Source organism: Embleya sp. AB8, assembly GCF_049739465.1.
In the GTDB taxonomy this organism is placed as follows: domain Bacteria; phylum Actinomycetota; class Actinomycetes; order Streptomycetales; family Streptomycetaceae; genus Embleya.
Window position 1 is genome coordinate 174,235 of sequence record NZ_JBMHHY010000003.1, and the last position, 24,378, is coordinate 198,612.

Below are 24,378 nucleotides of genomic sequence, written 5' to 3' on the forward strand. Positions count from 1 at the left end.
CCGCCGAACGACGCCGCCGACCGACGCCGCCGAAGGGTCAGCGCCCCCGCGACGCCAGCAAGCCCTCGACCCGAGCCCGCACCTGCGGGGTGTCCAGGCCGCGGATGGTCACCGTGGTGCGCCGGCGCAGTACGTCGTCCACCGTCATTGCCCACTCGTGGTCGCGGGCGTAGGCGACCTGGGCCCAGATGTCCGGCCCGTCCGGGTGGATGCGCTCGCCCAGCGTGCGGTCGGCGCGCACCAGCGCGGCCAGGTCGTAGGCCAGATTGCCGTAGTGCGAGGCAAGATGCCGAGCCACCACCGGGTCCACGCCGTCCTCGGGTGTGGCCTCGCCGAGCAGCCGGTGTGCCACCGCCTCGGGGTTGGCCGAGCCGGGCAGCGCCACCCGGCGCAGCGGCGTGGCCATGTCCTGCTCCAGGGCCACCACGCCGGCCTTGGCCAGTTTGTCCAGGACGGTGCGGCCGATGTGCCGGTAGGTGGTCCACTTGCCGCCGGCCACCGACAACATGCCGCCGCGTCCCTCGGTGACCACCGTCTCGCGCTTGGCCTCGCTCGTGGCCCCGGCGCCGCCCGGCAGCACCCGCAGGCCGGCGAACGCGTAGGTGATGTCGTCCCGGTTCAGCTGCGCCGGGTCGACCGCGCTGCCCGCCTCGTCCAGGATCTGCGCGATGTCGGCCTCGGTGGGCGAGACCGCGCCGGGGTCGCCCTCGTACGCCTCGTCGGTGGTGCCGAGCAGCAGGTGCTCCTCCCACGGAATCGCGAAGGAGACCCGATACTTGTCGATCGGGATGGTCAACGCGGCGCGCCAGGGCTGCTGTTGGCGCAGTACCAGGTGTACGCCCTTGGACAGCCGGATGCTCGGCTCGGCGGTGGGGTCCTCCATCCGGCGCAGGTGGTCCACCCAGGGGCCGGTGGCGTTGAGCACCACGCGCGCGGCGATGCCGAATTCGGTGCCGTCGAGCCGGTCGCGCAGTTCGGCGCCGGCGATCCGGCCGCCGGCGTCCTTGCGCAGCCCGATCACCTCGGCGTGGTTGAGTACGACCGCGCCGGCCTCGACCGCGGCCCGCACGGTGGTCACCGCGACCCGGCTGTCGTTCATCTGGTGGTCGCCGTAGACCGCGGCGCGGCGCAGGCCCTCCTTGCGTAGCGCGGGCACCAGTTCGAGCGCGTTGTCCGGGCCGATCACCTTGCCCATGCCGTCGCCGAACGCGGACAGGGCGGAGTAGAGGAAGACGCCGGCGCCGAGTTTGGCCGAGCCGTGTGGGCCGTCCTTGTAGACCGGGACCAGGAAGGACAGCGGGCGGACCAGGTGCGGGGCCACGTCGCGGGCCAGGGTGCGGCGTTCGCGGTGGTTCTCGGCGACCAGCTTGAGGTTGCCGGTCTGGAGGTAGCGCAGGCCGCCGTGGACGAGTTTGGAGGATGCGGAGGAGGTGGCGCCGGCGAAGTCGCCGGCGTCGACCATGGCCACTCGCAGGCCGGTCTGGGCCGCGGTCCAGGCCACCGCCGTGCCCAGGATGCCACCGCCGATGACGAGCAGGTCGTGGGTGCCGCGCGAGAGTTCGGCACGGCTGTGGGCGCGAGCGGGGACGGTCGGATCCGTGGCGGTGCTCATCACGCGTCTCTTTCCACTGGGCCGGCTGCGGTGCGCTGGGACGCGGAGTCCCGACTCGAATCTACGTGGTCGGCATTGTCGAACGACGAACGACAGTTTTTCGCTCCGGGTCGCGCACCGTCAAGGGCCCCCGGTCGAAACGGGAGGTCGAGTCGCGTCTCGGCCGGGGCGGTACGGGTCGGTCCGGGCGGTATGGATCGGCCGGTCGGTACCGGTCAGTACGGGAAGGTGGCGCCCAGGTCGCGGGAGATCGCGCGGGCCGCGTCCCGGACCGCGGCCACCAGGGCCGGGCGCGGCACCCCGTCGGCGACGATCCGCTCCACCGCGCCGCTGATCCCCACCGCGCCCAGCGGCGTACCGCGCCGGTCGCGAATCGGCGCGGCGATGCCGGCCAGGCCCGGGACCGACTCCTCGACGTCGCTCGCCCACCCGCGATCGCGCACGAGCACGCTCTCCGCGTCCAACGCGGCCGGGTCGGTGAGCGTGCGGGCGGTGAAGGCGATCGGCGCGGCGTCGGCCAACTCGGCGCGGGCCGCCGGGTCGAGGGCGAGCAGCACCTTGCCCCACGCGGTGGAGTGCAGCGGCAACATCGCGCCGATCTCCAACACCTGCCGGCTGTCGTCCGGCCGGAAGACGTGGTGGATGACCAGTACGCCGCCCTTGTGCAGGACGCCGATCCGGACACTCTCCCCACTCGCCCGGGCCAGGTCGTCGGCCCAGACCAGGGCCCGGGCGCGCAGTTCGTGGACGTCGAGGTAGGAGCTGCTCAGCCGGAGCAGTTCGGCGCCGAGCTGGTACTTGCCGCTCTTCGGGTCCTGTTCGACGAACCCCTCCTGGTGCAGCGTGCGCAGGATGCCGTGCGCGGTGCCCTTGGCCAGACCCAGGGTGGTGGCGACCTCGCTCAGGCCGAAGTGCCGTTCGCCGCCGGCGAGCAGCCGCAGGATCGCCGCCGCGCGTTCGAGCGACTGGATGGGACCGGGCATACCAACTCCTCCATCGAGATCAGGTTGGCAATGTAGAACAGCGGTCGGAAACCGGCCGGCCGGGTGGGCGCCTCGCCCGCCGTCTCGCCCGCCGCTCGGGTACCCGCCGGTTGGGCCGGAAACGAGATGTTCACGGACCCTTGACGACGGCGCAACCTGCGGAGAACACTGCCGGACAGCGGTCGTCAATGTCGAATATGAGTCAGGCAAGTCGAAGACCGGTGACCGGTCGAGGCAACTCGACGGATCGGATCGGGCCGGCCCCGATCCGCGCGCGATCGGCGCCGCCCGGCCGCCACGTGTTCCCCCGGCGCGTCGTCCCGTCCCGATGCCGCCGGCTCCCGCTGCCTGCCGACCAGTGCCATCCACGAAGGGGCCCAGTGGTGACGAGCGACAAGATCTTCATCGGCGAGACCTTGGGTACGGCCATCCTGCTGCTGCTCGGCGTCGGTGTGTGTGCGGCGGTGACGCTCAAGCGGTCCAAGGCACAAAACGCGGGTTGGTTGGCGATCGCCTTCGGCTGGGGCTTCGCGGTCCTGTCCGGCGCGTACGCCAGCGTGTCCCTGTCCGGCGCGCATCTCAATCCCGCGGTCACCCTCGGGATCGCGGTCAAGACCGGCGAGTGGGACAAGGTCCCGGTGTACCTGGCCGGGCAGTTCACCGGGGCGGTGATCGGCGCGGTCCTGGCCTGGGCGACCTACCTGGGCCAGTTCAACGCGCACGGCGAGCCGGTACTGGGGGTGTTCGCCACGTCACCGGAGATCCGCAATCCGGTGCAGAACGTGATCACCGAGACGATCGCCACCACCGTCCTGGTCCTGGTCATCCTGACCGAGGGGCTGACCGACGGACTGGCGCTGTCCGGCACCGGGATCCTGATCACCGCACTGCTCGTGGTGGGCATCGGGTTGTCCCTGGGCGGGCCGACCGGCTACGCGATCAACCCGGTCCGCGACCTGGGCCCGCGCCTGGCGCACTGGCTGCTGCCGATTCCGCACAAGGGCGGCTCGGACTGGGGCTACGCGTGGGTCCCCGTGGTGGGGCCGATCCTCGGCGGGCTGGCCGCCGGCGGGCTGTACCGGCTCGCCTACTGATCCCCGTACGCCACCGTTTCCCTCGGATCCTTCGGAAGAGGAGCCATGTCCGACACCTACATCGCCGCGATCGACCAGGGCACCACGTCCAGCCGATGCATCATCTTCGGCGCCGACGGGCGGATCGTCGCCGTCGACCAGCGCGAGCATCGGCAGATCTTCCCGCGCCCGGGGTGGGTCGAGCACGACGCCGCCGAGATCTGGGGCGTGGTGCAGGCGGTGATCGCCGGGGCACTCGCCCAGGCGGGGCTGCGCCGGGAGCAGATCCGCGCGCTCGGGATCACCAACCAGCGCGAGACCACCGTGTTGTGGGATCGCCATACCGGGGTGCCGGTGCACAACGCGATCGTGTGGCAGGACACCCGCACCGACGCGCTGTGTCGCGAACTGGGCGGCAACGTCGGCCAGGACCGCTTCCGGGTGGAGACCGGGCTGCCGCTGGCCAGCTACTTCGCCGGCCCCAAGATCCGCTGGCTGCTCGACCACGTCGAGGGGCTGCGCGAGCGGGCCGATCGTGGCGACATCCTGTTCGGCACGATGGAGTCGTGGGTGATCTGGAACCTCACCGGCGGCCCGGCCGGCGGGGTGCACGTCACCGATGTCACCAACGCGTCGCGGACGATGTTGATGAACCTGGAGACGCTGGACTGGGACGACCGGATCCTGCGCGCGATGGACGTACCGCGCTCGGTGCTGGCCGAGATCCGCTCCTCGTCCGAGGTGTACGGCACCGCCCGGGGTGTCCTGGAGGGTGTCCCGGTCGCCTCGGCGCTCGGCGATCAGCAGGCCGCGCTGTTCGGGCAGACGTGCTTCACCCAGGGCGAGGCGAAGAGCACCTACGGCACCGGCAGTTTCCTGCTGCTCAACACCGGGCCGCGGATCGTCCAGTCGCACCACGGGCTGCTCAGTACGGTCGGCTACCGACTGGGCAAGGACGCGCCGATCTACGCCCTGGAGGGCTCGATCGCGGTGACCGGCTCGCTGGTGCAGTGGATGCGCGACCAGATGGGGCTGATCGCAACCGCAGCAGAGATCGAGACCCTGGCGCTGACCGTGCAGGACAACGGCGGCGCCTACTTCGTACCGGCCTTCTCGGGGCTGTTCGCGCCGTACTGGCGTTCGGACGCGCGCGGGGTGATCGCGGGGCTGACCGCCTACGTCAACAAGGGCCACATCGCGCGTGCGGTCCTGGAGGCCACCGCGTGGCAGACCCGCGAGGTGGTGGACGCGATGGAGCGCGACTCCGGCGTCAAGCTCGCCACCCTCAAGGTGGACGGCGGGATGACCGCCAACAACCTGCTGATGCAAACCATCGCCGACGTACTGGACGCCCCGGTGGCCCGCCCCTTCGTCGCCGAAACCACCGCCTTGGGCGCCGCCTACGCGGCGGGCCTGGCCGTCGGCTACTGGCCCGACCTCGACTCGCTGCGCGCCAACTGGCACCGCGCGGCGGAATGGACGTCGCGGATGGACGACACGACCCGAGACCGCGGCTACCGCAACTGGCGCAAGGCGGTGGACCGCACGATGGACTGGGTCGAGCAGGGCGAGGCGGGCTGACGGGGCGCCCACGACACGTGCGGCCGGGCCGGGCCGATCCGACCACGGCGGGGTGGACCGGCCGGTCGGTTTACCCCCGCCCGGCGCGGCCACCTTCCCGTCATGGCCGAACGACGCACGCCCCCGTCCCCCGCCCCCGCCGATCCGGTCGCCGCGCTGGATCGCATCGCGTTCCTGCTCGAGCGGGATCAGGCGCCCACCTATCGGGCCAAGGCGTTTCGGACCGCGTCCGCCGTGGTCGCCGGGCTCGGCGCCGAGGAGTTGCGGGACCGGGCGCGGCGGCACACGCTCGGCGAGTTGACGGGGGTCGGGCCCAAGACGGCGGACGTCGTCGAGCAGGCCCTGGGCGGGCGTGTACCGGACTACCTGGCCGACCTGGCGGCCCGGCAGTCGCCCGTGCCCACCGACGGCGCAGCCCTGCTCGCCGCCCAGCGCGGCGACTGCCACATGCACTCGGACTGGTCCGACGGGGGCAGTGCGATCGACGTGATGGCCCGTACCGCGCGCGACCTGGGCCACGAGTGGGTGGTGCTGACCGACCACTCGCCCCGGCTGACCGTGGCTCGCGGGTTGACCGCCGAGCGGCTCCGCGCCCAGCTCGACGTGGTGGCCGAACTCGCCTCCGAATTGGCCCCGTTCCGGCTGCTGACCGGCATCGAGTGCGACATCCTCGACGACGGTTCGCTGGACCAGGACCCCGAACTGCTGGACCGGCTGGACCTGGTCGTCGCCTCGGTGCACTCCAAGCTGCGGATGGAGGGTCCCGCGATGACCCGCCGTTTGCTGGCCGCCGTCCGCAATCCGCACGTCGACGTGCTGGGCCACTGCACCGGGCGGCTGCTCCGCGGCAGCGAGGGCAGGGGAGGCAAGGCACGCCCGGAGTCCGTCTTCGACGCCGACGCGGTGTTCGCCGCGTGTGCCGAGTCGGGCACCGCCGTGGAGATCAACTGCCGCCCCGAGCGCCTGGATCCGCCGATCCGGCTGCTGCGCCGTGCGGTGGCGGCCGGGGTGTACTTCGCGATCGACACCGACGCGCACGCCCCGGGCCAACTCGACTGGCAGGCGTACGGCTGCGCCCGAGCCGAGCAGTGCGCCGTACCGGCCGACCGGGTGCTCACCACCTGGCCCGCCGACCGCCTGCTCGCCTGGACGCGCGGAGCCGAGTGACCCCGCTACTCCTGCACGGCCTCCGGGGCCGCAGCCTCCGGGCCCGTAGTCGCCGAATCCGCAGCCGCCGCCCGCGCCACCGCCTGCCGCCGCCCGATCACCGCGGCCGCCGCCGCGGCGCTCCCGGTGAACGCGAGGCCCACCACCCACGGCCGGTCGAGCAGATGGCAGGTCACGTGGTCGACGGAGAATCGCCCGGGACCGGCGAGCCCGATTCCGGCGGCGACGAAGCCGAGGAAGGCCGGGTATTCGAACCCGCCGGACTGCGCGAAGAAGCCTGCGGGCGCGTGCACCGCGACCGCGCCGGCCATCGCCCCGGCCGCTGCCGCACCGGCCGCCGGGGTGGCCAGGCCCAGCGCGAGCAGCACCCCGCCGCCCGCCTCCCCCGCCCCCGCCGCGATCGCGCTCTGCCGCCCCGGCCGGTAGCCCATGTGCTCCATCGCGGCCCCGGTGCCGGCCAAGCCGTGTCCCCCGAACCAGCCGAACAACTTCTGCGCGCCGTGCGCGAACAACACCCCGCCGGTGCCCACCCGCAGTGCCAGCAGACCCACATCCTTGCGGATCGACAGGCGGGTCCGGGTCAGCGCGAAACCGTGCGGCGCCAACGGACTACGAAGCGACAGGGGGCTGCGAAGCGACAGACACATGAGCAGGCTCTTTCCTGTTTCCGGATCCCGTGGGCGGTTTCCCCAGTCTCGGTGCGGCCTCGGCCGGACCGCCTGTGTTGCTGGGCCGTCGGGAGGACGATCGCACCTCACTGCTCCCGATCCCGCGCCCGACTGGGCTGCACCCGCAGCGGCTCGCCCGGCATCTTCGGGTGGTCCGGCGGATACGGCAGGTCGCCGGCACCATGCTCGCGGGCCTGCCGGTCCGCCAGTTCCAGTGCCGGCCGCAGGTCGAAGGCGTGCTCCGGCATGTCCGCGTGCACGTCGCCGAGCCGGGCGTAGCGCTCGGGCATGGTCGCGATGTCGAAGTCGTCGGGGTGCGCGTCGTCCACCTCGGCCCAGGTCAGCGGCGCCGACACGGTCCCCCGCGCGGTGGGACGCGGCGAGTAGGCCGCGGCGATCGTACGATCGCGGGCCATCTGGTTGTAGTCGACGAAGATGCGCTCGCCGCGCTCCTCCTTCCACCACGCGGTGGTCACCCGATCGGGCATCCGCGCCGCCAACTCCCGGGCCAGCGCGATCACCGCGCGCCGTACGTCGGTGAACGCCCACTCCGGGCGCACCGGCACGTACAGGTGCAATCCGCGTCCGCCGGAGGTCTTCGGCCAGGCGGTCAGTTCGTACTCGGCGAGCACCTCGCGCATCGCGTGCGCCGCGCGGACCGCGTCGGCGAAGTCGGTGCCCGGCTGCGGGTCGAGGTCGATCCGCAGTTCGTCGGGGTGTTCGGTGTCGGCGCGCCGGACCGGCCAGGGGTGGAACGTCAGGGTGCCGAGGTTGGCCGCCCAGACCAGCGCGGCCACGCTGTCCGGCGCCATTTCGTCGGCGTATCGGCCGCTGGGGAAGGTGATCCGGGCGGTGGGGATCCACTCCGGCAGATACTTGGGCACCCGCTTCTGGAAGAACGACTCGCCGGTCACCCCGTCCGGGAAACGCTGGAGCGTGGTGGGGCGATCACGCAGGCCGCGCAGCAGGCCGCCGCCGACCGCGAGCACATAGCGGACCACGTCGCCCTTGGTGAAGCCGCGTTCGGGGTAGTAGACCTTGTCCACATTGCTCACCCGGACGGACCTGCCGTCGATCTCGAACTGCTCGGCAGCGCTCATCCCTCAGGGTAGGCAGATTTGCCCGCGTTCGTCCCGATCGGCTGCGGCCGATCAGCCGCCGGTCGCATGGTGCGCAGGCGACCGCCACACCCCCCGCGCACACTGGGCCGCATGCGCCTTCCCGTGATGCCCCCGGTCAAGCCGATGCTCGCCAAGGCCGCCGCGCGGATTCCCGCCGGCCTGCACTACGAGGCCAAATGGGACGGGTTTCGGGCGATCGTCTTCCGGGACGGCGACGAGGTACTGATCGGTAGCCGGAACACCAAGCCGCTGGATCGTTACTTCCCCGACGTGGTGGACGCGGTACGCCGCCTGCTGCCGCCGCGCTGCGTGCTCGACGGGGAACTGGTGATCGTGCTCGACGGTCGGCTCGACTTCGATCGGCTCCAGGACCGGATCCACCCGGCGGCCTCGCGGGTGAAGCACCTGGCCGAGACGACACCTGCCGCGTTCGTCGCGTTCGACCTGCTGGCGCTCGGCGACGAGGCGTATCTCTCCCGCCCGCTGACCGAACGGCGGGCCGCTCTCGAAGGCGCCCTGGCCGAGGTACCGCCGCCGATCCACCTGGCGCCGGCCACCACCGACCCGGCGATCGCCCAGGACTGGTTCGACCGGTTCGAGGGCGCCGGTCTGGACGGGATCGTGGCCAAGGACCCGGCCGGTCCGTATCTGCCCGACGAGCGGGCGATGGTCAAGATCAAGCACGAGCGCACCGCGGACTGTGTGGTGGCCGGCTATCGCGAGCACAAGTCGGGTCCGGTGGTCGGCTCGCTGCTGCTGGGGCTGTACGACGACCGGGGTCGGCTGCAACACGTGGGCGTCAGCGCCGCGTTCACCGCCGCACGCCGCGCCGAGCTGATCGAGGAGTTGGCGCCCTACAAGATGGCGGACCCGGCCGGGCACCCGTGGGCGCACTGGGCCGAGGCGCAGGCTCACGAGGCGGATCGGCTGCCGGGCACGGTGACCCGCTGGTCCGGCGGGCGGCTCTCGGACTGGGTGCCGTTGCGGCCGGAGCTGGTCTGCGAGGTGGCCTACGACCACGTACAGGGCGACCGGTTCCGGCACACCACCCGGTTTCGCCGGTGGCGGACCGACAAGGAGCCGGCCGACTGCACCTACGAGCAACTGGCCGAACCGGCCCGCTACGACCTCGCCGACGTGCTCGGCACCCGGTAGGCCACCCACCCCGGTTCACGAGGAACGGGGTGGGCGGCGCGGGTTCAGTCGCGGGCCAGGTCCACGAACAGCGCGCTGGACCAGCCGAATCCGGTGGTCGCGCGACCGGCCCGGGCTCCGGTGAGCGGGTTCCAATACTCGTACAGCCCACCACCCTCGGCGACCATCCGGACCGTACGCTCGGTCAACTCGTCGGCGACGTCCGGGTATCCCGACCGGCGCAGGCCCTCGATCAGCAGGTAGTTGACGTTGAGCCAGACCGGGCCGCGCCACATCGCGTCGGGGTCGAAGGTCGGATCGTCGAACGCGACGGTGGGCACCGGGCGTTCGCCCCAGAAGCTCGGCGACCGCAGGTCCGCGACGAGCCGATCGGCGATCTCGCGCGGCAGCCGGCCGGTGAGCAACGGCAGCAGTTCCAGCGGAGTGCGGACCGAGACCTCGCGCCCCGCCGAGACGGTCGTGAAACGTTCGCCGTTCCAGCGCCGGGCCACCAGCAACTCGGTGTGCGCCGCCGCCCGCTTACGCCAGGTCTCAGCTTCCTCGGCGCGGTCCAATGCCTCGGCGATGTCGCCCAGTACGTCGAACTGCAGGGCCAGGTAGGCGTTCAGGTCCGGGGGTTCGGCGCGTGGGCCGTAGTCCCAGACCGGGCTGTCGTCCAGGCCGCTGGAGTAGGGGTGCAGGTATTCGGCCAGCCCGTCGCCGTCGGGGTCGGAGTGGGTCAGCCACCACTCCTGGGAGCGGGCGATCGGCTCGTAGACCTCGGCCAGGAACGCGGGATCGGGGGCCGCCCGGTGGATCTTCCACACGGCCCACGCGGTCAGCGGCGGCTTGGTCACCGGGACCACGTCACCCGCGCCGCCCGCCGCCTCCCCCGGCCCGTCCGCGAGTGCCTGGCCCACGTGCTCGGCCAGTCGGGCCCGGTCCGAGCGGGGCAGGTCGGTGGTCTCGGCCAGGACGCCCTCGTCGTGCACCACGTCCGGGATCAGACCGTCGGGGCGCTGGTGGGCGAGCAGGATCCGGATCTGATCCCGGGCCAGTTCGGGGTCGCCGTGGCGCAGGGCGATGGCGTGGAAGTAGGAGTCCCAGTTCCATACGCCGACATAGCCGAACCGGGACGGAACCAGGCCCTCCCGGCCGCCCGCGCAGCGGATCGGCAGCAGGTTGATCCCCAGCGTCCACCACGCCATCGCGGCCCGCTCGCGCAGTTCGGCGCGCACCGAGGGCATCCGGTCGAACCAGGCGGTCCAGCGCGCCCGGGCGGCGGCGAGCACGGCCGGCGCGTCGACCGCGACCTCCGGGCCGACCAACACCCGGCCGCCGTCCAGGTCGAGCGCCCGCGCGGTGCCGTCCGCGTCCAGCCACTGCGCCCGGGCGCCGGTGCCGGTCAGGACGAGGGTGTCCGGGTCGGCGAAGACCAGGTGCACATCACCCGCGAAGCTGATCCGGTCCGGGCGGGCGGCCCGGATCGGCAGCGGGCCGCCGTCGGCCGAGTGGATCCGCAGACCGGTGAGCACCGTGGTGTCGGTGAGCCGGGTCTCGTACTCGGACCGGGCGATCCACAGGTCGCCGTCGTCGGCGGCCAGCACCAGGAGCCGTGATCCCCGGTCGGTGAACGGCCGTTCGCGCAGGTCGAGCGCCACCAGGTCGAGTGGGGGCGAGGGCATGTCAGCGTCCTCCCATGCCGGATGCCGCCATGCTGCTGATGATCCGCCGCTGTCCGATCACGAACGCGATCAACATCGGCACCACGGAGATCGTCGAAGCGGCGAGCAACATGCCGTAGTCCAGTCCGCCGTGTTGGCCCTTGAACGAGGCGAGCAACATCGGCACGGTGAATTTGTCCTCGGAGTTCAGGAAGATCAGCGGGTAGAGGAAGCTGTTCCAGCTGCTCAGGAAGGTGATGATGCCGAGCGCGGCGATGCCCGGCTTGATGTTGGGCAGCACGATCCGGGTGAAGATGGTCCACCGGTTGGCGCCGTCCAGGCGGGCCGCCTCCTCCAGTTCGATCGGCACCGCGCGGATGAACTGGCGCATCATGAACACCGCGAACGGGTTGGCGATCGCGGGCAGGATCAGCGCCAGGTGGGTGTCGATCCAGCCGAAGTGCGACAACATCACGTAGAGCGGCACCAGGGTGACCTGGGTGGGCACCATCTGGGTGAGCAGGAAGACCACGAACAGCGAGCGGGAGAACGGGAATTCGATCCGGCTGAAGGCGTAGGCGGCCATCGAGGCGGTCAGCAGGGTGGCTGCGACGGTGATCGCGGCGATGTAGAAACTGTTCCAATACGCGCGCCCGAAGGGCATCGCGTCGAAGGCGTCGGGGAAGTTGCTCGCGCGCCAGGGGTCCGGCAGCCAGGCCAGTGGATCCTGGATCATCTGCCCCTCGCCCTTGAACGCGGTGAGCAGCATCCAGATGAACGGGAACGTCATCAGCAGCCCGCCCACGACGAGCAGGGTGTGCAGTGCGACGGTGCCGACGCGTCGGCGGATGGCAGTGACCATCACGACCCTCCTCTCTTACGACTCGTAGTGGACGAAGCGCTTCTGCATGCCGAACTGGACGAAGGTGACCACGATCGTCATCAGGGTGAGCAGCAGTGCGGCGGCGCTGCTGGCGCCGAACTCGAACTTTTGGAAGCCCAGTTCGTAGACCTGGTAGACGATCGTGCGGGCGCCCTCGTTGTGTTTGGGGTCGACCAGTACGTAGATCTGGTCGAAGGCCTGGAACGAGCTGATCACCGCGACCACGAAGGAGAAGAAGATGGTCGGGGACAGCAGCGGCAGGGTGACGTGCCGGAAGATGCGGACCGGTCCCGCGCCGTCGATCCGGGCCACCTCGGTCAGGTGCGCCGGGATGGACTGGAGGCCGGCCAGGAAGATCACCACGTTGAGCCCGAGCGAGGACCAGATGGTCACCGCCGCGATCGCGACCATCACCCAGTCCGGGTCGTTCAGCCAGTCCGGCAGCGTGATGCCGAACCAGTCGTGCACGGTGTTGTTGAGCATCCCCAGATCGCCGCTGGCGAGGAGCATCTGCCAGATCACCGCGACGGCCACCGAACTGGTGACCACGGGCAGGAAGTAGATCACCCGGTAGATGGTCTTGCCGCGCACGTTGTTCAGCGCCATCGCGATCAGCAGCGCCAGTGCCAGGCCCACCGGCACGGTGATCAGGCCCAGGAAGAGGGTGTTGAGCACCGCGTCGCGGAAGGTGGGATCGGACAGCTGGGTGGAGAAGTTGTCGAAGCCGACCCAGGACTTCTCGCCCAGGCCGTCCCACTTCATGAAGGCCAGGATGACCGCGAACCCCAGCGGGATCAGGGTGAACATCAGCAGGGCGGCCAGTTGCGGACCGAGGAACAGGGCGGCCCACCACCGTTCCCGGCGCCGCCGGCCCCGAAGGGTCCGGCGGCGGTCGGGCGTTTCGGTGGCCGGGCGCCGTGCGTCGGTGGTGCGGCTGAGCGTGGACGTGGTCACGGCGAGCCCCCGGTCAGCGCTGTTTGCCGGCGACGAGCGAGCCGAGGTCGTTCATCGCCTGGTCGAAGCCGATCTTGCCGGTCCACAACTTCATCAGCAGTTCGTTGATGCTCGCGGTCAGGTCCGGGACACCCGCCTCCTCCGGGTAGTTGGCGAAACCGCCGTCCCGCGCGTCGATGAAGGTCTGCGCATGCGCCGGGTAGCCCTCCATCACCACGGAATCGGCGCCCTTGACCGAGGGCACCGCGTTGCCGCCGCCCTTGAGCCGCAACGACTGGCCGTCCTTGGAGACGAACTCGGACAGGAACGTCCAGGCGGCCTGCGCGTGCTTGGTGTCCTTGTTCATCACCAGGAACGAGGCGCCCACGGTCTGCGGCATCAACTGGCCGGTCTGCGACGGGAAGGGCACGATGTCGTAGTTGTCCTGCTGCCCCTTCTTGACCGTGTCGATCATCCACCGGCCGCCCGCGGTGAAGCCCACCTTGTGTTTGATGAACTGCACGTCCGCGCCGTTGCCCTCGGGCAGGTTGTCGGCGACCAGGAAGGTCTTGTCCGCGTAGCCGTCGGCCAGCGTCTTCAGTGCCTCGCGCGACTTGGCATCGGTGTTGCCGACGAACTTGCCGCCGTCGTACACCTTTCCGCCGAAGCCGTTGATCATGCTGTAGGTCGAGCCGTACCAGTTGTAGAAGATCGAGCCGGCCTTGTCGGCGGCCTTCAGCTTGCGGTTCATCTCCAGGAACGTGGCCATCGTCCACTTGCCCTGGGCGTTCAGCGCGGCCGGGTCCTCGGTGATGCCGGCGTCCTTGAGCGCCTGCTTGTCGAACCAGAGCACTTCCGGGTTGGCGTCGTTGGGTATGCCGTAGATCTGCCCGTCCTTCTTCGCGCCGCCGTAGAGGCCGTCGAAGAAGTCCGCCTGCTTGGCCTTGCTGTCGGGGGCGGCCATCTTGTCGTTGAGGGGCGTGACGACACCCGCGCCGACGAACTTGCCGATGAAGTCGTCGCCGACGTAGAAGACGTCGGGCGCGGTCTTGGAGGAGAGCTGGGTGAGCAGTTTGGAGTGGTAGGAGCTGTAGGAGGGCACCGCCTGGAGTTTCAGGGTGATGTCGGGGTGCCGCTTGCCGAAGTCCTTCTCGAACGCCTTGAACCGGGCGAGTTCCTCGGGTGAACCCCAGGTCGACCAGGTGACGGTGGTCTTGCCGGAACCTGAGCCGCTGCTGCCGCCACAACCGCTGGTGGCGACGAGCGCGGCGCCGGCGGCCAGCACGGCGACGGTCTTCGCGGTGCGGGAAAATGACACGATGTGCCTCCGGGGGGATGAGTGCGGGGGGACGTGCGCGTGCCGGGAATGGTGGGGCCGGGGTTAGTGCCGCGCCCGGCAACGTTTGCCCCGGCGCGGTGTTCGGTGCGGTGCCTCGGTGCGCCGCCGGAACGTCCTCGTACTGGAGTACTTGGACGTTTCGGCGGTGCGGCGAGGCGCCGTGCCGGGCGCCGTGACGGGGTGAACGTCGCCGGGCGCGGCACTAGGCGAGGCCGCCGCCGTCGACGACCAGGGCGGTGCCGGTGATGTAGCTGGCCGCGTCGGAGGCCAGGAACAACACCGCGCGGGCGATCTCTTCGGGCGTGCCCGAGCGGCCCATCGGGCGGTCCGCCGCGTCCGCCGCGAACGCCGTCCAGTCCTCGGCCAGTTGCCGGGCCTCCTCGCGCAACATCGGGGTGTCCGTGTCGCCGGGGTTGACCGAGTTGACGCGAATCCCCGCCGCCGCGTGGTCGATCGCGAGCGCGCGGGTCATGTTGACCACGGCGGCCTTGGACGCGCAGTAGGAGATCGCGTTGCCGCCGCCCTTGAGCCCCCAGCCGGAACCGGTGTTGACGATCGAGCCGCCGTCGGTCATCGCCGGGATCGCGTGCTTGCACATCAGGAAGACCGAGCGCACGTTGACCGCCATCACCCGGTCCCACTCCTCGACCGAGGTGCCGATCGCGTCGGCGCGCCGGATGATGCCCGCGTTGTTGAACAACACATGCAGACCGCCGAAGGTCTGTACGGCGGCGGCGACCACGTCCACGCAGTCGGCCTCGGTGGACACGTCCGCCTTGACCGCGACCGCTCGGCCGCCCTGCGCGGAGATCTCCTCGGCGGTGCGCGTCGCGGCGCTCGCGTCGATGTCGGCGATCACCACCGCCGCACCCTCGGCGGCGAAGATCAGCGCGGTGGCCCGGCCGATGCCCGAGCCGCCGCCGGTGACGACGGCGACCTTGCCGTCCAGGGATCCGGTCTTCACGTTCATCCGCTCCACTCCTCGCCGACAGGAACTATTCGATAGGGGACGCTCTCGCGGTGGCCGGTGATCACCCGGACGTAGCCGCTCAGGCGTGCGTCGATGACCGGATCCCCGGTGTCGGCCAACAGCGGCCGGCCGCCGAGCGCGGCCAGCTTGGTACGGGTGGCCAGCACGGTCAGGCCCTGTGTCCGGGCCAGTACGCGCGGGCTGATCTGCTGGTTGCCGCGGCCCAGGACGAAGCCCTGGCCGCCGATCACCGACACGATCGGGTGTGTTTCGTGCCCGGCCACCAGGTCGAGCAGGGCACGTTCGCTCAGGTCGGTGCCCAGCGGCACGCCGTCGGCGACCACGTCCACGCCGAGCAGCGTGCCCTCGGCACCCAGCGCCCGGCTCACGGCACGGGTCGTGGTGCCGGGGCCGAGAAGGTAGCGCACGCCCGGTCGCATGCCGGCGACCACCTCGCGGGCGATCCCCTCGACGGTCTCCGGTGCCGCCGTCGAGGACCCGGTCTTGCGGCCGGACAACCGAACCCGGGCCGTGGGCACGGTCAGTGTGCCGTGGAGCCGGGGGCCGACCCGGCCTTCGCGGTAGGCCGCCTCGTCCAGGTCGACCACCTCGGCCTCGCCGGTGGCTCCGGCGAACTCGGCGGCGGCGTGTCCGGCCGCTTCCGGGCCGACCGCGAAGCAGCCCGAGTAGACCTTGACCCCCGCCGGGATGCCCAGCACCGGTGCGCTCGGCCCGGCGTCCAGCACGGCCCGCGCGGTACCGTCCCCGCCCGCGAACAGCAGCAGGTCCACCGCCGCCAACGCCCGGACGCCGGCCCGGGTGTCGGCGGCCGAGGACGGCTCGCCGGGGGCGAACGCCACCAGTTCGGGCACCGCGCCGGCCGCCCGCGCGGCCTGCTCGCCCATCGCGCCGGGCACGGTGACCACGACCGCGTCCGGCCGGGCGGCCAGCAGCGCGCGCACGGCCACCGCCGCGCGCTCCCCCGCCCGGGCGGTCGCGCCGCGCGCGAGCGCCTCGCGCTGTACCTCGACACCGTCGCTGCCCTTGAGCCCCGCGGCGCCGCCGAGTCCGGCGACCGGGTTGACGATCAGGCCGACTCTCACGACAGGTGCTTGCGGACGTAGGCCCGCCAGGTCGGCGCCCACTGCTCCGGGTCGTCCAGGCAGGTCGGGTCGATCTTGTGCACGGTCTGGTGGTACGGCGCGCCCTTGACGAACTCCGGGTCGGTACGCGCCTCTTCGGCGACGTGCGCGAGGATCGCGGCGTATTCGTCCAGGTCCTCCTTGGAGTACGACTCGGTCGGCTCCAGGGTGAACGGCTCGGGCACCACGTAGGGGTGGTGGCTGGTCCAGTAGTGCACGCCGAAGTCCGAGGCGCGGACCCCGATCTCCTCCGAGTGCACCCCGGTGTCCTCGTAGAGCTGCTGCCACGAGTAGCGGACCTGCTCGAGCCGGCCCTTGTCCCACGGCGCGGAGGCGCCGGGGATCTGTAGCACCTTGTGCATCAGGTAGTTGTTGTTCAGCACCGCGGTCTCGGCGACCTGGCGCAGGCCCTCGCCGCCGAGCGTCATGATCCACGCGTAGGCGCGCACCACGTTCGGGGTGACCCCCAGGTAGGGCCGGACCTTGCCGATCGACTGCGGCCGGTCGGCGTCCAGGAAGTAGCGCTCGCCGTCGAACTCGACGGTCGGCCCGGGCATGAACGGCACCAGCTTCTCGGACACCCCGCAGGCGCCCGCCGCCGGACCGCCGCACGCATGCGGGGTGGAGAAGGTCTTGTGCAGATTGAAGTGGCACAGGTCGAACCCGGCCTCGGCGGCCCGGGTGATGCCCAGGATGCCGTTCGCGTTGGCCTGGTCGTAGCAGGCCAACCCGCCCACGCCGTGCACGAGTTCGACGAACTCGGCGATCCGCGGGTTGTAGATCCCGGTGTCCTCCGGGTTGGTGATCATCAGCGCGGCGGTCCGCGGACCCACCGCCGCCTTGAGCGCCTCGATGTCGGGGTAGCCGTCGGCGTCCGGCATCAGGGTGATCACCTCGTACCCGGCGGTCTTGGCGCAGGCCGCGTTCGAGGGGTGCGAGAACATCGTGGTGATCACCTGGTCGCGCTGCCCGCCCTCGCCGCGCGAGTCGTGGTAGGCGCGGATCATCGCGATGTTGGCGTAGATCGCCGCCGAGCCGGAGCCCGGTTGCAGGCAGACCCGGTCCAGGCCGGAGATCTCCTTGAGCATCTGCTCCAGGCGCCAGTAGATCTCCAGGACCCCCTGCACGCTCTCCTCGGGCTGCGCGGGGTGCAGCTCGGCGATCTTGGCGTCGCTGACGAACCGGTCGTTGACCTTGGGGCTGTACTTCATCGTGCAGGTGCCCTGGCCGACGTCGATGTTGAAGTCGACGCCCAACGTCTCCTGGGACAGCCGTACATAGTGCCGCAGTACATGCAGCTGGGACATCTCCGGCAGCCCGGGCGCGGTCTTGCGGCCGACCCCCTCGGGCAGCTCGACGGCGGGAACTCCCGCCGCCGGCACGCCGATTCCGCGCCGACCGGGGCTGGTCAGCTCGAAGATCACCGGCTCGTCCCAGCGCGCCTGGTGGAACCGGCGCAGCGCCGGCTTGGCCTCGATCGGCAACTTCGCGAACGCTTCTCCGACGGCACCCATCAGCCCTGCACCTCTCGTACCGCTCGCACCAGCGTGTCGATGTCGTCCTTGGAGTGCCGCTCGGTCACGCAGACCAGCAGCGTGTTCGCGTCCAGCGCGATGCCCGCGTAGATCCCGCGCCCGCGCAGCGCGGTGAGCAGCGTGTCGGTGTCGGCCACCTCGATCGCGAACTCGCGGAAGTGCACACCCTCGGCGTGCTTGACCGATACGCCCGGTACGGCGGCCAGTTCGGTCATCGCGTAGCGGGTCCGGGCCAGGATCGTCTCGCCCACCTCGCGCATCCCCTGCGGGCCCATCAGGGCCAGGTAGACACCGGCGGTGATGCCCCACAGGGCGGCGGCGGTGCCGACCCACTCCTTGCCCTCTTCGCGGATCGCGAAGGAGGTCCGGTCGTAGAAGACGTCGCCGAAGCCGTATTCGCCGGGCACGGCGGTGGGCGCGATGCCGAACAGGCGCGAGGGGAACTCGGCGACCAGGCGCTGCTCGTCCCGGGTGGCGAGGTAACCGGCGTGGCCGCCACCGTAGTTCTGGTGGATGCCGAGCGACTGGATGTCGCCGCAGACGATGTCCGCGCCGAGCGTGGCCGGCGGGGCGAGCACGCCGAGCGAGATCGGGTCGGCGCTCACCACGAGCAACGCGCCCCGGTCGTGCGCGAGTTCCGCGATCTCGGCGATCCGGGTCTCGACCACGCCGTAGCTGTTGGGGCTCTCCAGGTAGACCGCGGCGACGGTGTCGTCCACGGTGAACTCGCCCGCCTCGCCGCCGGCGGTGACCGGGATCATGGTGATCTCGAGGTCGGGGGCCAGGAAGTCGCGCAGCTTGCTCAGCTTGTCCGCGCCGATCGCCGCGGTGACCAGGACCTTGGACCGGCCGGTGTAGCGGGCGGCCATTCGCAGTGCGGTGCCGGACGCCTGGAAGCCGTCGTAGGTGGGCACGTTGACGACGTCCAGTTCGAGGAGTTCGCCCATCATGCTCACGTACTCGAACAGCGCCTGGAAACGCCCGTGGTCCTCGTACGGCTCGCCCGCGTAGGCGGTGAGGAACTCGCCGCGCGAGTTGACCTCGTCGCACACGGCGGGCACGTAGTGCGGGTAGCAACCACCGCCCAGGAAGCTGAGCGCCTCGGTGGTGTCGGTGTTGCGCCCGAGCAACCCGCGCATGTGCCGGACCAGTTCGTATTCCGACGCCATCGGCGCGGGCAGGTCCAGCGGCCGGTCCAGGCGCAGCGCGGCGGGGATGTCGGCGTAGAAGTCCTCGACGGAGTCGACCCCGATCGCGGCCAACATCTCGGCCCGCACGGCCGGTTCGGCATTGGGTATGTAGGGGTGGGTCACTTCTCTCCCTCGTGAGCGGTGCGCAGCACCACGGCGTCCCTGGGCCCGATCTCGATCGAGCCGGCCAGGTCACGCCCGGTCAGCAGGTCGGTGCCGGGGGCGCGCAGGGTCAGTGCCGCGGTGGTCGTGCCGTGATTGAGCAGGAACAGGTAGGCGGCGTCGGGGCCGACGCGCAGGCACGCCTCGACCGCCGGGGGTACGTCCGCGACCGGGCGCACGCCGGCCCGGGTCAGCGCGTCGGTCAGTACGGGGGTGACGTCCTCGAGCGCGCAGCCGACGTAGCCGACGCGGCCGTGCCGGGTGATCGCGGGCTGCCCGGCGAGGTCGCCGTCCGTGTAGTCGGCGATCGTTTCGGCGCCTTCGAGCCGCAACCACTCGGCCCAGCGGGTGGCGGTGCCCGCGGTGCCGTCGGCGTACCGCACGCCCTGCACGGCACCGTCGGCCAGCGGCCAGAACTCGTCGACGCTCAGCCCGAGCAGTTCGCGCAGCGGGCCGGGGGCACCGCCGGGGTGCACCCGGTCGGCCGGGTCCACCACGCCGCTGAACGGGCCGACGATCAGTTCGCCGGTGAACTCCCGCAACCGGTCGGCCTGTTCGTCGGTGCACAGGTAGAGGTTGGGGGCGATGACCAGGCGGTACGCGGAGAGGTCACGCCCGGCCGGGGCCAGGTCGACGGTGATGCCGAGCGCGTGCAGCGGCGCGTACCACGAGCGCATCAGCCGGAGCAGTTCGAGGCGTTTGGACGGCATCGACTCGGGGGCCTCCAGGCCCCACCACGAGTCCCAGTCCAGGAGCAGCGCGACGTCCGCGCGGCTGTGCGTGCCGGCGAGTTCGGCAAGCTTTTCCAGTTCGCCGCCCAGGCGTAGCGTGTCCTGCCATCCTCGGGTCCGGACCCCGCCGTGTGGCAGGAGGGCGGAGTGGAACTTCTCGGGGCCGTAGCGGGCCTGACGCCACTGGAAGAACATCACGCCATCGGCGCCGTGGGCGAGCGCCTGGAGGCTGTCCAGGCGCATCCTGCCGGGCGGCTTGGGCACGTTGACCTCACGCCAACTCACCGCGCTCGGCGCCTGTTCGAGCAGCAGCCAGGGGCGGCGCTTGAGCGAGCGCATCAGGTCGTAGCTGAGCGCGATGTTGACCTGCGAGGTGGGGTCGGCCGGGTCGGGGTAGGCATCGTCGCTGACGAAGTCCTCGGCGGCGGCCCACTTCCAGTAGTCCAGGCCGGGCAGGACGCTCATGAAGTTCGTGGTCACCGGGACGTCCGGGGTGACCTCGCGAAGGACCGCCTTCTCCGCCTCGAAGCACTCGAGCAGCGCGTCCGAGCAGAACCGCCGCCAGTCGAGCAGTTGCGCCGGGTTGATCGGTCCGGGGGCCTTGCGCGGCGGGTTGATCTGCTCGAAGTCGGTGTAGTGCTGGCCCCAGCACGAGGTGCCCCAGGCGTCGTTGAGGCCGGCCACGCTCGCGTAGCGGTCGGTGAGCCAGCGCCGGAAGTGCCGGGCCGACTCGTCGCAGAAACATTCGAGCGTGTGGTCCGCGTACTCGTTGCTGATGTGCCACATCGCCAGCGCGGGGTGCGCGCCGTAACGCTCCGCCATCGCCCGGGCCAGCCGGACGGTGGCCGCGCGGAAGATCGGCGAGCTGGGACAGTAGCCCTGGCGGGAGCCGAATTCGAGCCGGGTGCCGTTCGCGTCGACCGGCAGCAGCTCCGGGTGCTCGCGGACCAGCCAGGGCGGCGGGGTGGCGGTCGCGGTGGCCAGGTCGACGGCGATGCCGTGCTCGTGCAGCAGCTCGAGCACGCGATCCAGCCAGCCGAAGTCGTATTCGCCGGGCCGGGGTTCCAGGCGTGACCAGGAGAAGACCGCGACGGTCGCCATATTCACGCCGGCCTCGACCATCAGCTTGGCGTCCTCGGCCCAGACCTCCTCCGGCCAGTGCTCGGGGTTGTAGTCACCCCCGAACAACAGCCCGGGCACTCGCGTCAACCGCACGTCGACCTCCCGTTCATGTATTCTGTATTCATAATTCAAGGTGTGTGCAGTGCGTCATGTCAAGCACCAGTTATCGGCGCCGATCGACACAAGGAGTAACCAACCCATGGCCATCCAGCGGCGACCCCTGCGCGAGCAGATCCGCGAGGAGTTGCTTCTGCGCCTCGACAGAGGCGACTTCGCGGCAGGCAAGGACATCAACGAGGTGGTGCTCGCGGCCGAGTTGGGGGTGAGCCGCACACCGCTGCGCGAAGCCCTGATCACCCTCGCCGGCGAGGGTGTCCTGGAGAGCAATCAGGGGCGCGGCTTTCGCTTCGCGCCGGTCAGCGGCAAGGAGTTCCGCGAGTTGTGCGAGATCGTCGCGGGCCTGGAGTCGCTCGCCCTCGAACTCTCCGATCCGAACGAACTCCGGGAGATGGCACCGGAGTTGCTCGGCCTGGCCCGCGGCTTCCCGGATCCGGTGGCGGAGCAGTCGGAGATCGAGTGGCACGACGACGAATGGCACGACCTGCTGCTCAGCCGCTGTCCGAACGAGCGCCTGCTCGACCTGGTGACCAGTGTCAAGGCGGGGATGCGGCGCTACACGCACCTGATCGCGGGCGAGGACACACTGTTGGAGCGCGAGGCGGAGGAACACTGCCGCATCGCCGAACACCTGCGCGGCGGTGACGTAGCGGCCGCCACGGCCGCCCTGCGCAACAACTGGATCAACGGAATGGAACGCATGATCAGCCGCATCCCGGTGGCCCCGGAGCAGGGCTGATCGTCCCCGGCAGGCTCGCCGGGGGCCGGCCCGGTGCGAAACATGCGCGGATCTCGATCCGCCGCGACGAGCGGGCAGCTCGGGGGGTCGAATGCCGCCACCGTGTGGGCGGGGCACGCGGGCGCGGTACCGGCGCGGGTCCCGGGCCCGGGCATTGACCGATCCCTGGCCCGGGCCCGCGACGGTCGCCCGGAAGTGCCCGGCGCCCACGCCGCGCGAGCGTGCGCGCCGGTTACTTCTCCAGCTCGGGGCGGACCTTGAGGGTCAGCGCCGCCGCGCCGTCCAGCGTCGTCGTATTGAGCCCGTACACGACACCCACCACGTCCGAGTCGACCCACAGGCACGTGGGCAACGACCTACCGTTCGAGGTGATCGTGGTGCAGCGCATCAGGCCACCGAGCGGGCCGGCGTCCACTTCGCGCACGCTGCCCACCTCCGCCGACGACTGCTTGTCGGCGCCCTCGCGCATCCCGCCGAGGAACCCGTCCATCACCTTCGCCTGCGACAGTTGCGGCGACATGTTCGCCATCAGCATGACCACCACGCTCGGCGTGCGATCCCCGGGCGCGGCGTAGGCGGCGACCTTGGAACCCGGCACCGAGGTCTTGCGAGCGGTGACCTGCGGCGGATAGTCGTCGTCGGTCAGCTTGTCCATGCCCGCCACCCGCGCGGGGGTGTCCACCGTGCGCTTGGGCGCGGCCGACGTGGTCGGCGGCCGGGTGGGCAGCACCGGCGGCGCCGGTGCTGCGGACGTCGGCGGCGGGGTCGGCTGATTCGTCACCGGGAGCGACGTGGTGGGTTTGGCCGCCGCGTGCTTGCCGTCGTCCGAGGAGAACGCCCCGGTCGCGCCGAGTACGGCGACGGTGCCCACGGCCAGGACGCCCACCACCGCGCCGACGATGGTGCCGACCCGCGGCCCCCGCCGCGGCGGCGGTTGCGGCGCGCCGTATCCGGGCGGCCCGTACGCCCACTGTCCGGGCGGCGGCGGCGCGCCGTAGGGCTGCTGCGCTCCGGGCGGCGGGCCGTAGGGCCCACCGGGTGGTTGCGGCTGACCGTAGGGCTGCGGGGGCGGCGCCCCGTACGACCCGGGCGGGGGCCCGTAGGGCCCGGCACCGTTCGGCGGGGGCTGCTCGCCACCGGCCGGATGTTGAAACGACACGATCCTCTTCCCCGTTACGACTGCGTTCCCTGCGAACCGCAAAGCGCCAACCATCCTGCCCCACCCGCTCGACACGCCGGCCGGGTGGTCCGGCCCGCGACGTCCCCGCAGGGCGGCGGGATTCCCGGCGGCAGCCGGCCGGGATCAGTGCGGTGATCGACGCGACGGCGCGCCGGGGTTGTCCAGGCGGTGCTCGCGACACGGGGTGGATCACGGGGTGCATACGGAACAGGGGCACAGGGGGCACGATCGCGATGACGCACCCCGAGCCGCCGTCAGCCCGTGACGGCCGCGTCGATCCGGGGCGCGAGGCCCGCGAGTTCGGCCAGCCGGCGGGCCGAGTCCAGCCGCCCCGCCCGGTCGTGGGTGCTCGTGGTGACCAGGAACTCGTCCGCGCCGGTACGAGCGAACAACGCCGCCAGCTCGGCCCCGACCGTCTCGGCGGTGCCGTGGATCTGCCCGCGCAGCGCCGCGTCCAAGTGCTCCCTGGCCCGCCCCGTCGGCGCCGCCGCCCGGATCTGCGCGGCCGAGATCAGCGGCGGAAAGGTACCCCGAGTGCGCGAATACGCGGCGGCCCACGCCTCCGGCAGCAGCAGGTCGTCCGCCGCCTGCGCGCTGTCCGCCACCGCGACCGTCCCGGCGATCACCACATACGGCCGCGCCGACCACGCCGACGGCCGAAACCCCGCCCGGTAGCGCTCGATCGCGCTCAGCATCCGGTCCTCGCCGATCGCCGTGGCCACCACGAGCGGCACCCCGGCGCCGGCCGCGTGGTCCGCGCCCGCCCCGGTGGCCAGCACGAACGGAGCCGGGCGCAGTCCCTCGGCCGGGCGCGCGTGCACACCCGGGTGCACGTCCTGCGTACCCAGGAAGTAGCCGAGCAGCTCGGCCAGTCGCTCCGGGAAGTCCTCCGCCGCGTCCTTGCCCCGGCCGAGTGCGGCCCGGATCCCGTCGGTGAAGCCCACCGACCGCCCCACGCCCAGGTCGATCCGCCCCGGATACAGCGCCTCCAGTACGCCGAACTGCTCGGCCACCACCAGGGGTTGGTGGTTGGGCAACATCACCCCACCGGTGCCCACCCGAATCCGCTCGGTGACCGCCGCCACCGCCGCGGCGAGCACCGTCGGCGCCGACCCGGCCACGCCCGGCACGCTGTGATGCTCCGCGACCCAGAACCGGTGGTAGCCCAACCGCTCCACCTCCCGGGCGAACGCCACGGCATGCCGCAGCGCCGTCGCGGGATGCTCGCCTTCGAGCGTCAGCGACCTGTCGAGCACGGAGAACCGGACATCCGGCGGCAACACGTTCACACGAGTCCCAACACCCGACCGCCCGGGGAATTCCCACCCCACC

At 71.4% G+C, this 24,378-nt stretch carries 20 protein-coding genes; 5 read left to right on the forward strand and 15 right to left on the reverse strand.

Features of this window, described 5'->3' with window-relative positions:
- Positions 1–37: 37 nt before the first annotated feature.
- On the reverse strand, positions 38–1,612 hold the full coding sequence (locus tag ABIA38_RS05570; RefSeq protein WP_424637280.1) for an FAD-dependent oxidoreductase: 1,575 nt from the start codon (positions 1,610–1,612) through the stop codon (positions 38–40).
- A gap of 215 nt (positions 1,613–1,827) precedes the next feature.
- The gene (locus ABIA38_RS05575) at positions 1,828–2,595 is read right to left on the reverse strand and encodes an IclR family transcriptional regulator (protein WP_424637281.1); all 768 of its coding nucleotides are present in this window, start codon (positions 2,593–2,595) and stop codon (positions 1,828–1,830) included.
- A 383-nt stretch (positions 2,596–2,978) separates the two neighbouring features.
- On the opposite strand from ABIA38_RS05575, the gene ABIA38_RS05580 reads away from it, so the two are divergent.
- From ABIA38_RS05580 to ABIA38_RS05590, 3 genes are all read left to right on the forward strand, one after another.
- On the forward strand, positions 2,979–3,689 hold the full coding sequence (locus ABIA38_RS05580; RefSeq protein ID WP_424637282.1) for an MIP/aquaporin family protein: 711 nt from the start codon (positions 2,979–2,981) through the stop codon (positions 3,687–3,689).
- Positions 3,690–3,734: 45 nt separating this feature from the next.
- The gene (gene glpK, locus ABIA38_RS05585; protein ID WP_424637283.1) at positions 3,735–5,249 is read left to right on the forward strand and encodes a glycerol kinase GlpK; all 1,515 of its coding nucleotides are present in this window, start codon (positions 3,735–3,737) and stop codon (positions 5,247–5,249) included.
- Between the two features lie 102 nt (positions 5,250–5,351).
- On the forward strand, positions 5,352–6,416 hold the full coding sequence (locus ABIA38_RS05590) for a PHP domain-containing protein (protein ID WP_424637284.1): 1,065 nt from the start codon (positions 5,352–5,354) through the stop codon (positions 6,414–6,416).
- A gap of 5 nt (positions 6,417–6,421) precedes the next feature.
- Here the strand turns inward: ABIA38_RS05590 and ABIA38_RS05595 are convergent, their stop codons facing one another.
- Together ABIA38_RS05595 and ligD are read right to left on the reverse strand one after the other, a co-directional pair.
- Complete coding sequence (locus ABIA38_RS05595; protein WP_424637285.1) at positions 6,422–7,021, reverse strand: DoxX family protein; 600 nt, start codon at positions 7,019–7,021, stop codon at positions 6,422–6,424.
- A gap of 149 nt (positions 7,022–7,170) precedes the next feature.
- Positions 7,171–8,184 (reverse strand): non-homologous end-joining DNA ligase, encoded by a 1,014-nt coding sequence (gene ligD / locus ABIA38_RS05600; RefSeq protein ID WP_424637286.1) that lies wholly within the window; start codon positions 8,182–8,184, stop codon positions 7,171–7,173.
- Positions 8,185–8,295: 111 nt separating this feature from the next.
- On the opposite strand from ligD, the gene ABIA38_RS05605 reads away from it, so the two are divergent.
- Positions 8,296–9,360, forward strand: coding sequence for an ATP-dependent DNA ligase (locus ABIA38_RS05605; protein WP_424637287.1), 1,065 nt, complete (start codon positions 8,296–8,298; stop codon positions 9,358–9,360).
- Between the two features lie 44 nt (positions 9,361–9,404).
- Here the strand turns inward: ABIA38_RS05605 and ABIA38_RS05610 are convergent, their stop codons facing one another.
- The 9 genes from ABIA38_RS05610 to ABIA38_RS05650 all read right to left on the reverse strand — a co-directional run bounded on the left by ABIA38_RS05610 (position 9,405) and on the right by ABIA38_RS05650 (position 21,103).
- The gene (locus ABIA38_RS05610) at positions 9,405–11,024 is read right to left on the reverse strand and encodes an amylo-alpha-1,6-glucosidase (protein ID WP_424637289.1); all 1,620 of its coding nucleotides are present in this window, start codon (positions 11,022–11,024) and stop codon (positions 9,405–9,407) included.
- Between the two features lies 1 nt (position 11,025).
- Positions 11,026–11,865: a carbohydrate ABC transporter permease gene (locus ABIA38_RS05615; protein ID WP_424637291.1), complete on the reverse strand. Its 840-nt coding sequence runs from the start codon at positions 11,863–11,865 to the stop codon at positions 11,026–11,028.
- Positions 11,866–11,880: 15 nt separating this feature from the next.
- On the reverse strand, positions 11,881–12,840 hold the full coding sequence (locus ABIA38_RS05620) for a carbohydrate ABC transporter permease (protein WP_424637292.1): 960 nt from the start codon (positions 12,838–12,840) through the stop codon (positions 11,881–11,883).
- A 13-nt stretch (positions 12,841–12,853) separates the two neighbouring features.
- A complete protein-coding gene (locus ABIA38_RS05625) occupies positions 12,854–14,137 on the reverse strand; it encodes an ABC transporter substrate-binding protein (protein WP_424637293.1) in 1,284 nt (427 codons plus the stop codon).
- A 223-nt stretch (positions 14,138–14,360) separates the two neighbouring features.
- Entirely contained in the window at positions 14,361–15,128 is a 768-nt protein-coding gene (locus tag ABIA38_RS05630) for an SDR family NAD(P)-dependent oxidoreductase (protein WP_424637294.1), read from the reverse strand.
- A complete protein-coding gene (locus tag ABIA38_RS05635; protein WP_424637295.1) occupies positions 15,125–16,231 on the reverse strand; it encodes an ATP-NAD kinase family protein in 1,107 nt (368 codons plus the stop codon). The genes ABIA38_RS05630 and ABIA38_RS05635 overlap by 4 nt, the downstream gene beginning before the upstream one ends.
- Positions 16,228–17,784 (reverse strand): aminomethyl-transferring glycine dehydrogenase subunit GcvPB, encoded by a 1,557-nt coding sequence (gene gcvPB / locus ABIA38_RS05640; protein WP_424637296.1) that lies wholly within the window; start codon positions 17,782–17,784, stop codon positions 16,228–16,230. The genes ABIA38_RS05635 and gcvPB overlap by 4 nt, the downstream gene beginning before the upstream one ends.
- A complete protein-coding gene (gene gcvPA, locus ABIA38_RS05645) occupies positions 17,784–19,118 on the reverse strand; it encodes an aminomethyl-transferring glycine dehydrogenase subunit GcvPA (RefSeq protein WP_424637297.1) in 1,335 nt (444 codons plus the stop codon). Before gcvPA ends, gcvPB begins: the two co-directional genes overlap by 1 nt.
- Positions 19,115–21,103: a beta-galactosidase gene (locus tag ABIA38_RS05650; protein ID WP_424637298.1), complete on the reverse strand. Its 1,989-nt coding sequence runs from the start codon at positions 21,101–21,103 to the stop codon at positions 19,115–19,117. The genes gcvPA and ABIA38_RS05650 overlap by 4 nt, the downstream gene beginning before the upstream one ends.
- A 106-nt stretch (positions 21,104–21,209) precedes the next feature.
- Here ABIA38_RS05650 and ABIA38_RS05655 point away from each other — a divergent pair, with 106 nt between their 5' ends.
- Positions 21,210–21,866, forward strand: a complete 657-nt coding sequence (locus tag ABIA38_RS05655) for a GntR family transcriptional regulator (protein WP_424637299.1) — start codon at positions 21,210–21,212, stop codon at positions 21,864–21,866.
- A gap of 232 nt (positions 21,867–22,098) precedes the next feature.
- Here ABIA38_RS05655 and ABIA38_RS05660 read toward each other — a convergent pair whose 3' ends face one another.
- Positions 22,099–23,025: a hypothetical protein gene (locus tag ABIA38_RS05660; RefSeq protein WP_424637300.1), complete on the reverse strand. Its 927-nt coding sequence runs from the start codon at positions 23,023–23,025 to the stop codon at positions 22,099–22,101.
- 275 nt (positions 23,026–23,300) lie between these two features.
- Complete coding sequence (locus ABIA38_RS05665) at positions 23,301–24,335, reverse strand: MsnO8 family LLM class oxidoreductase (protein WP_424637301.1); 1,035 nt, start codon at positions 24,333–24,335, stop codon at positions 23,301–23,303.
- Positions 24,336–24,378: the final 43 nt, after the last annotated feature.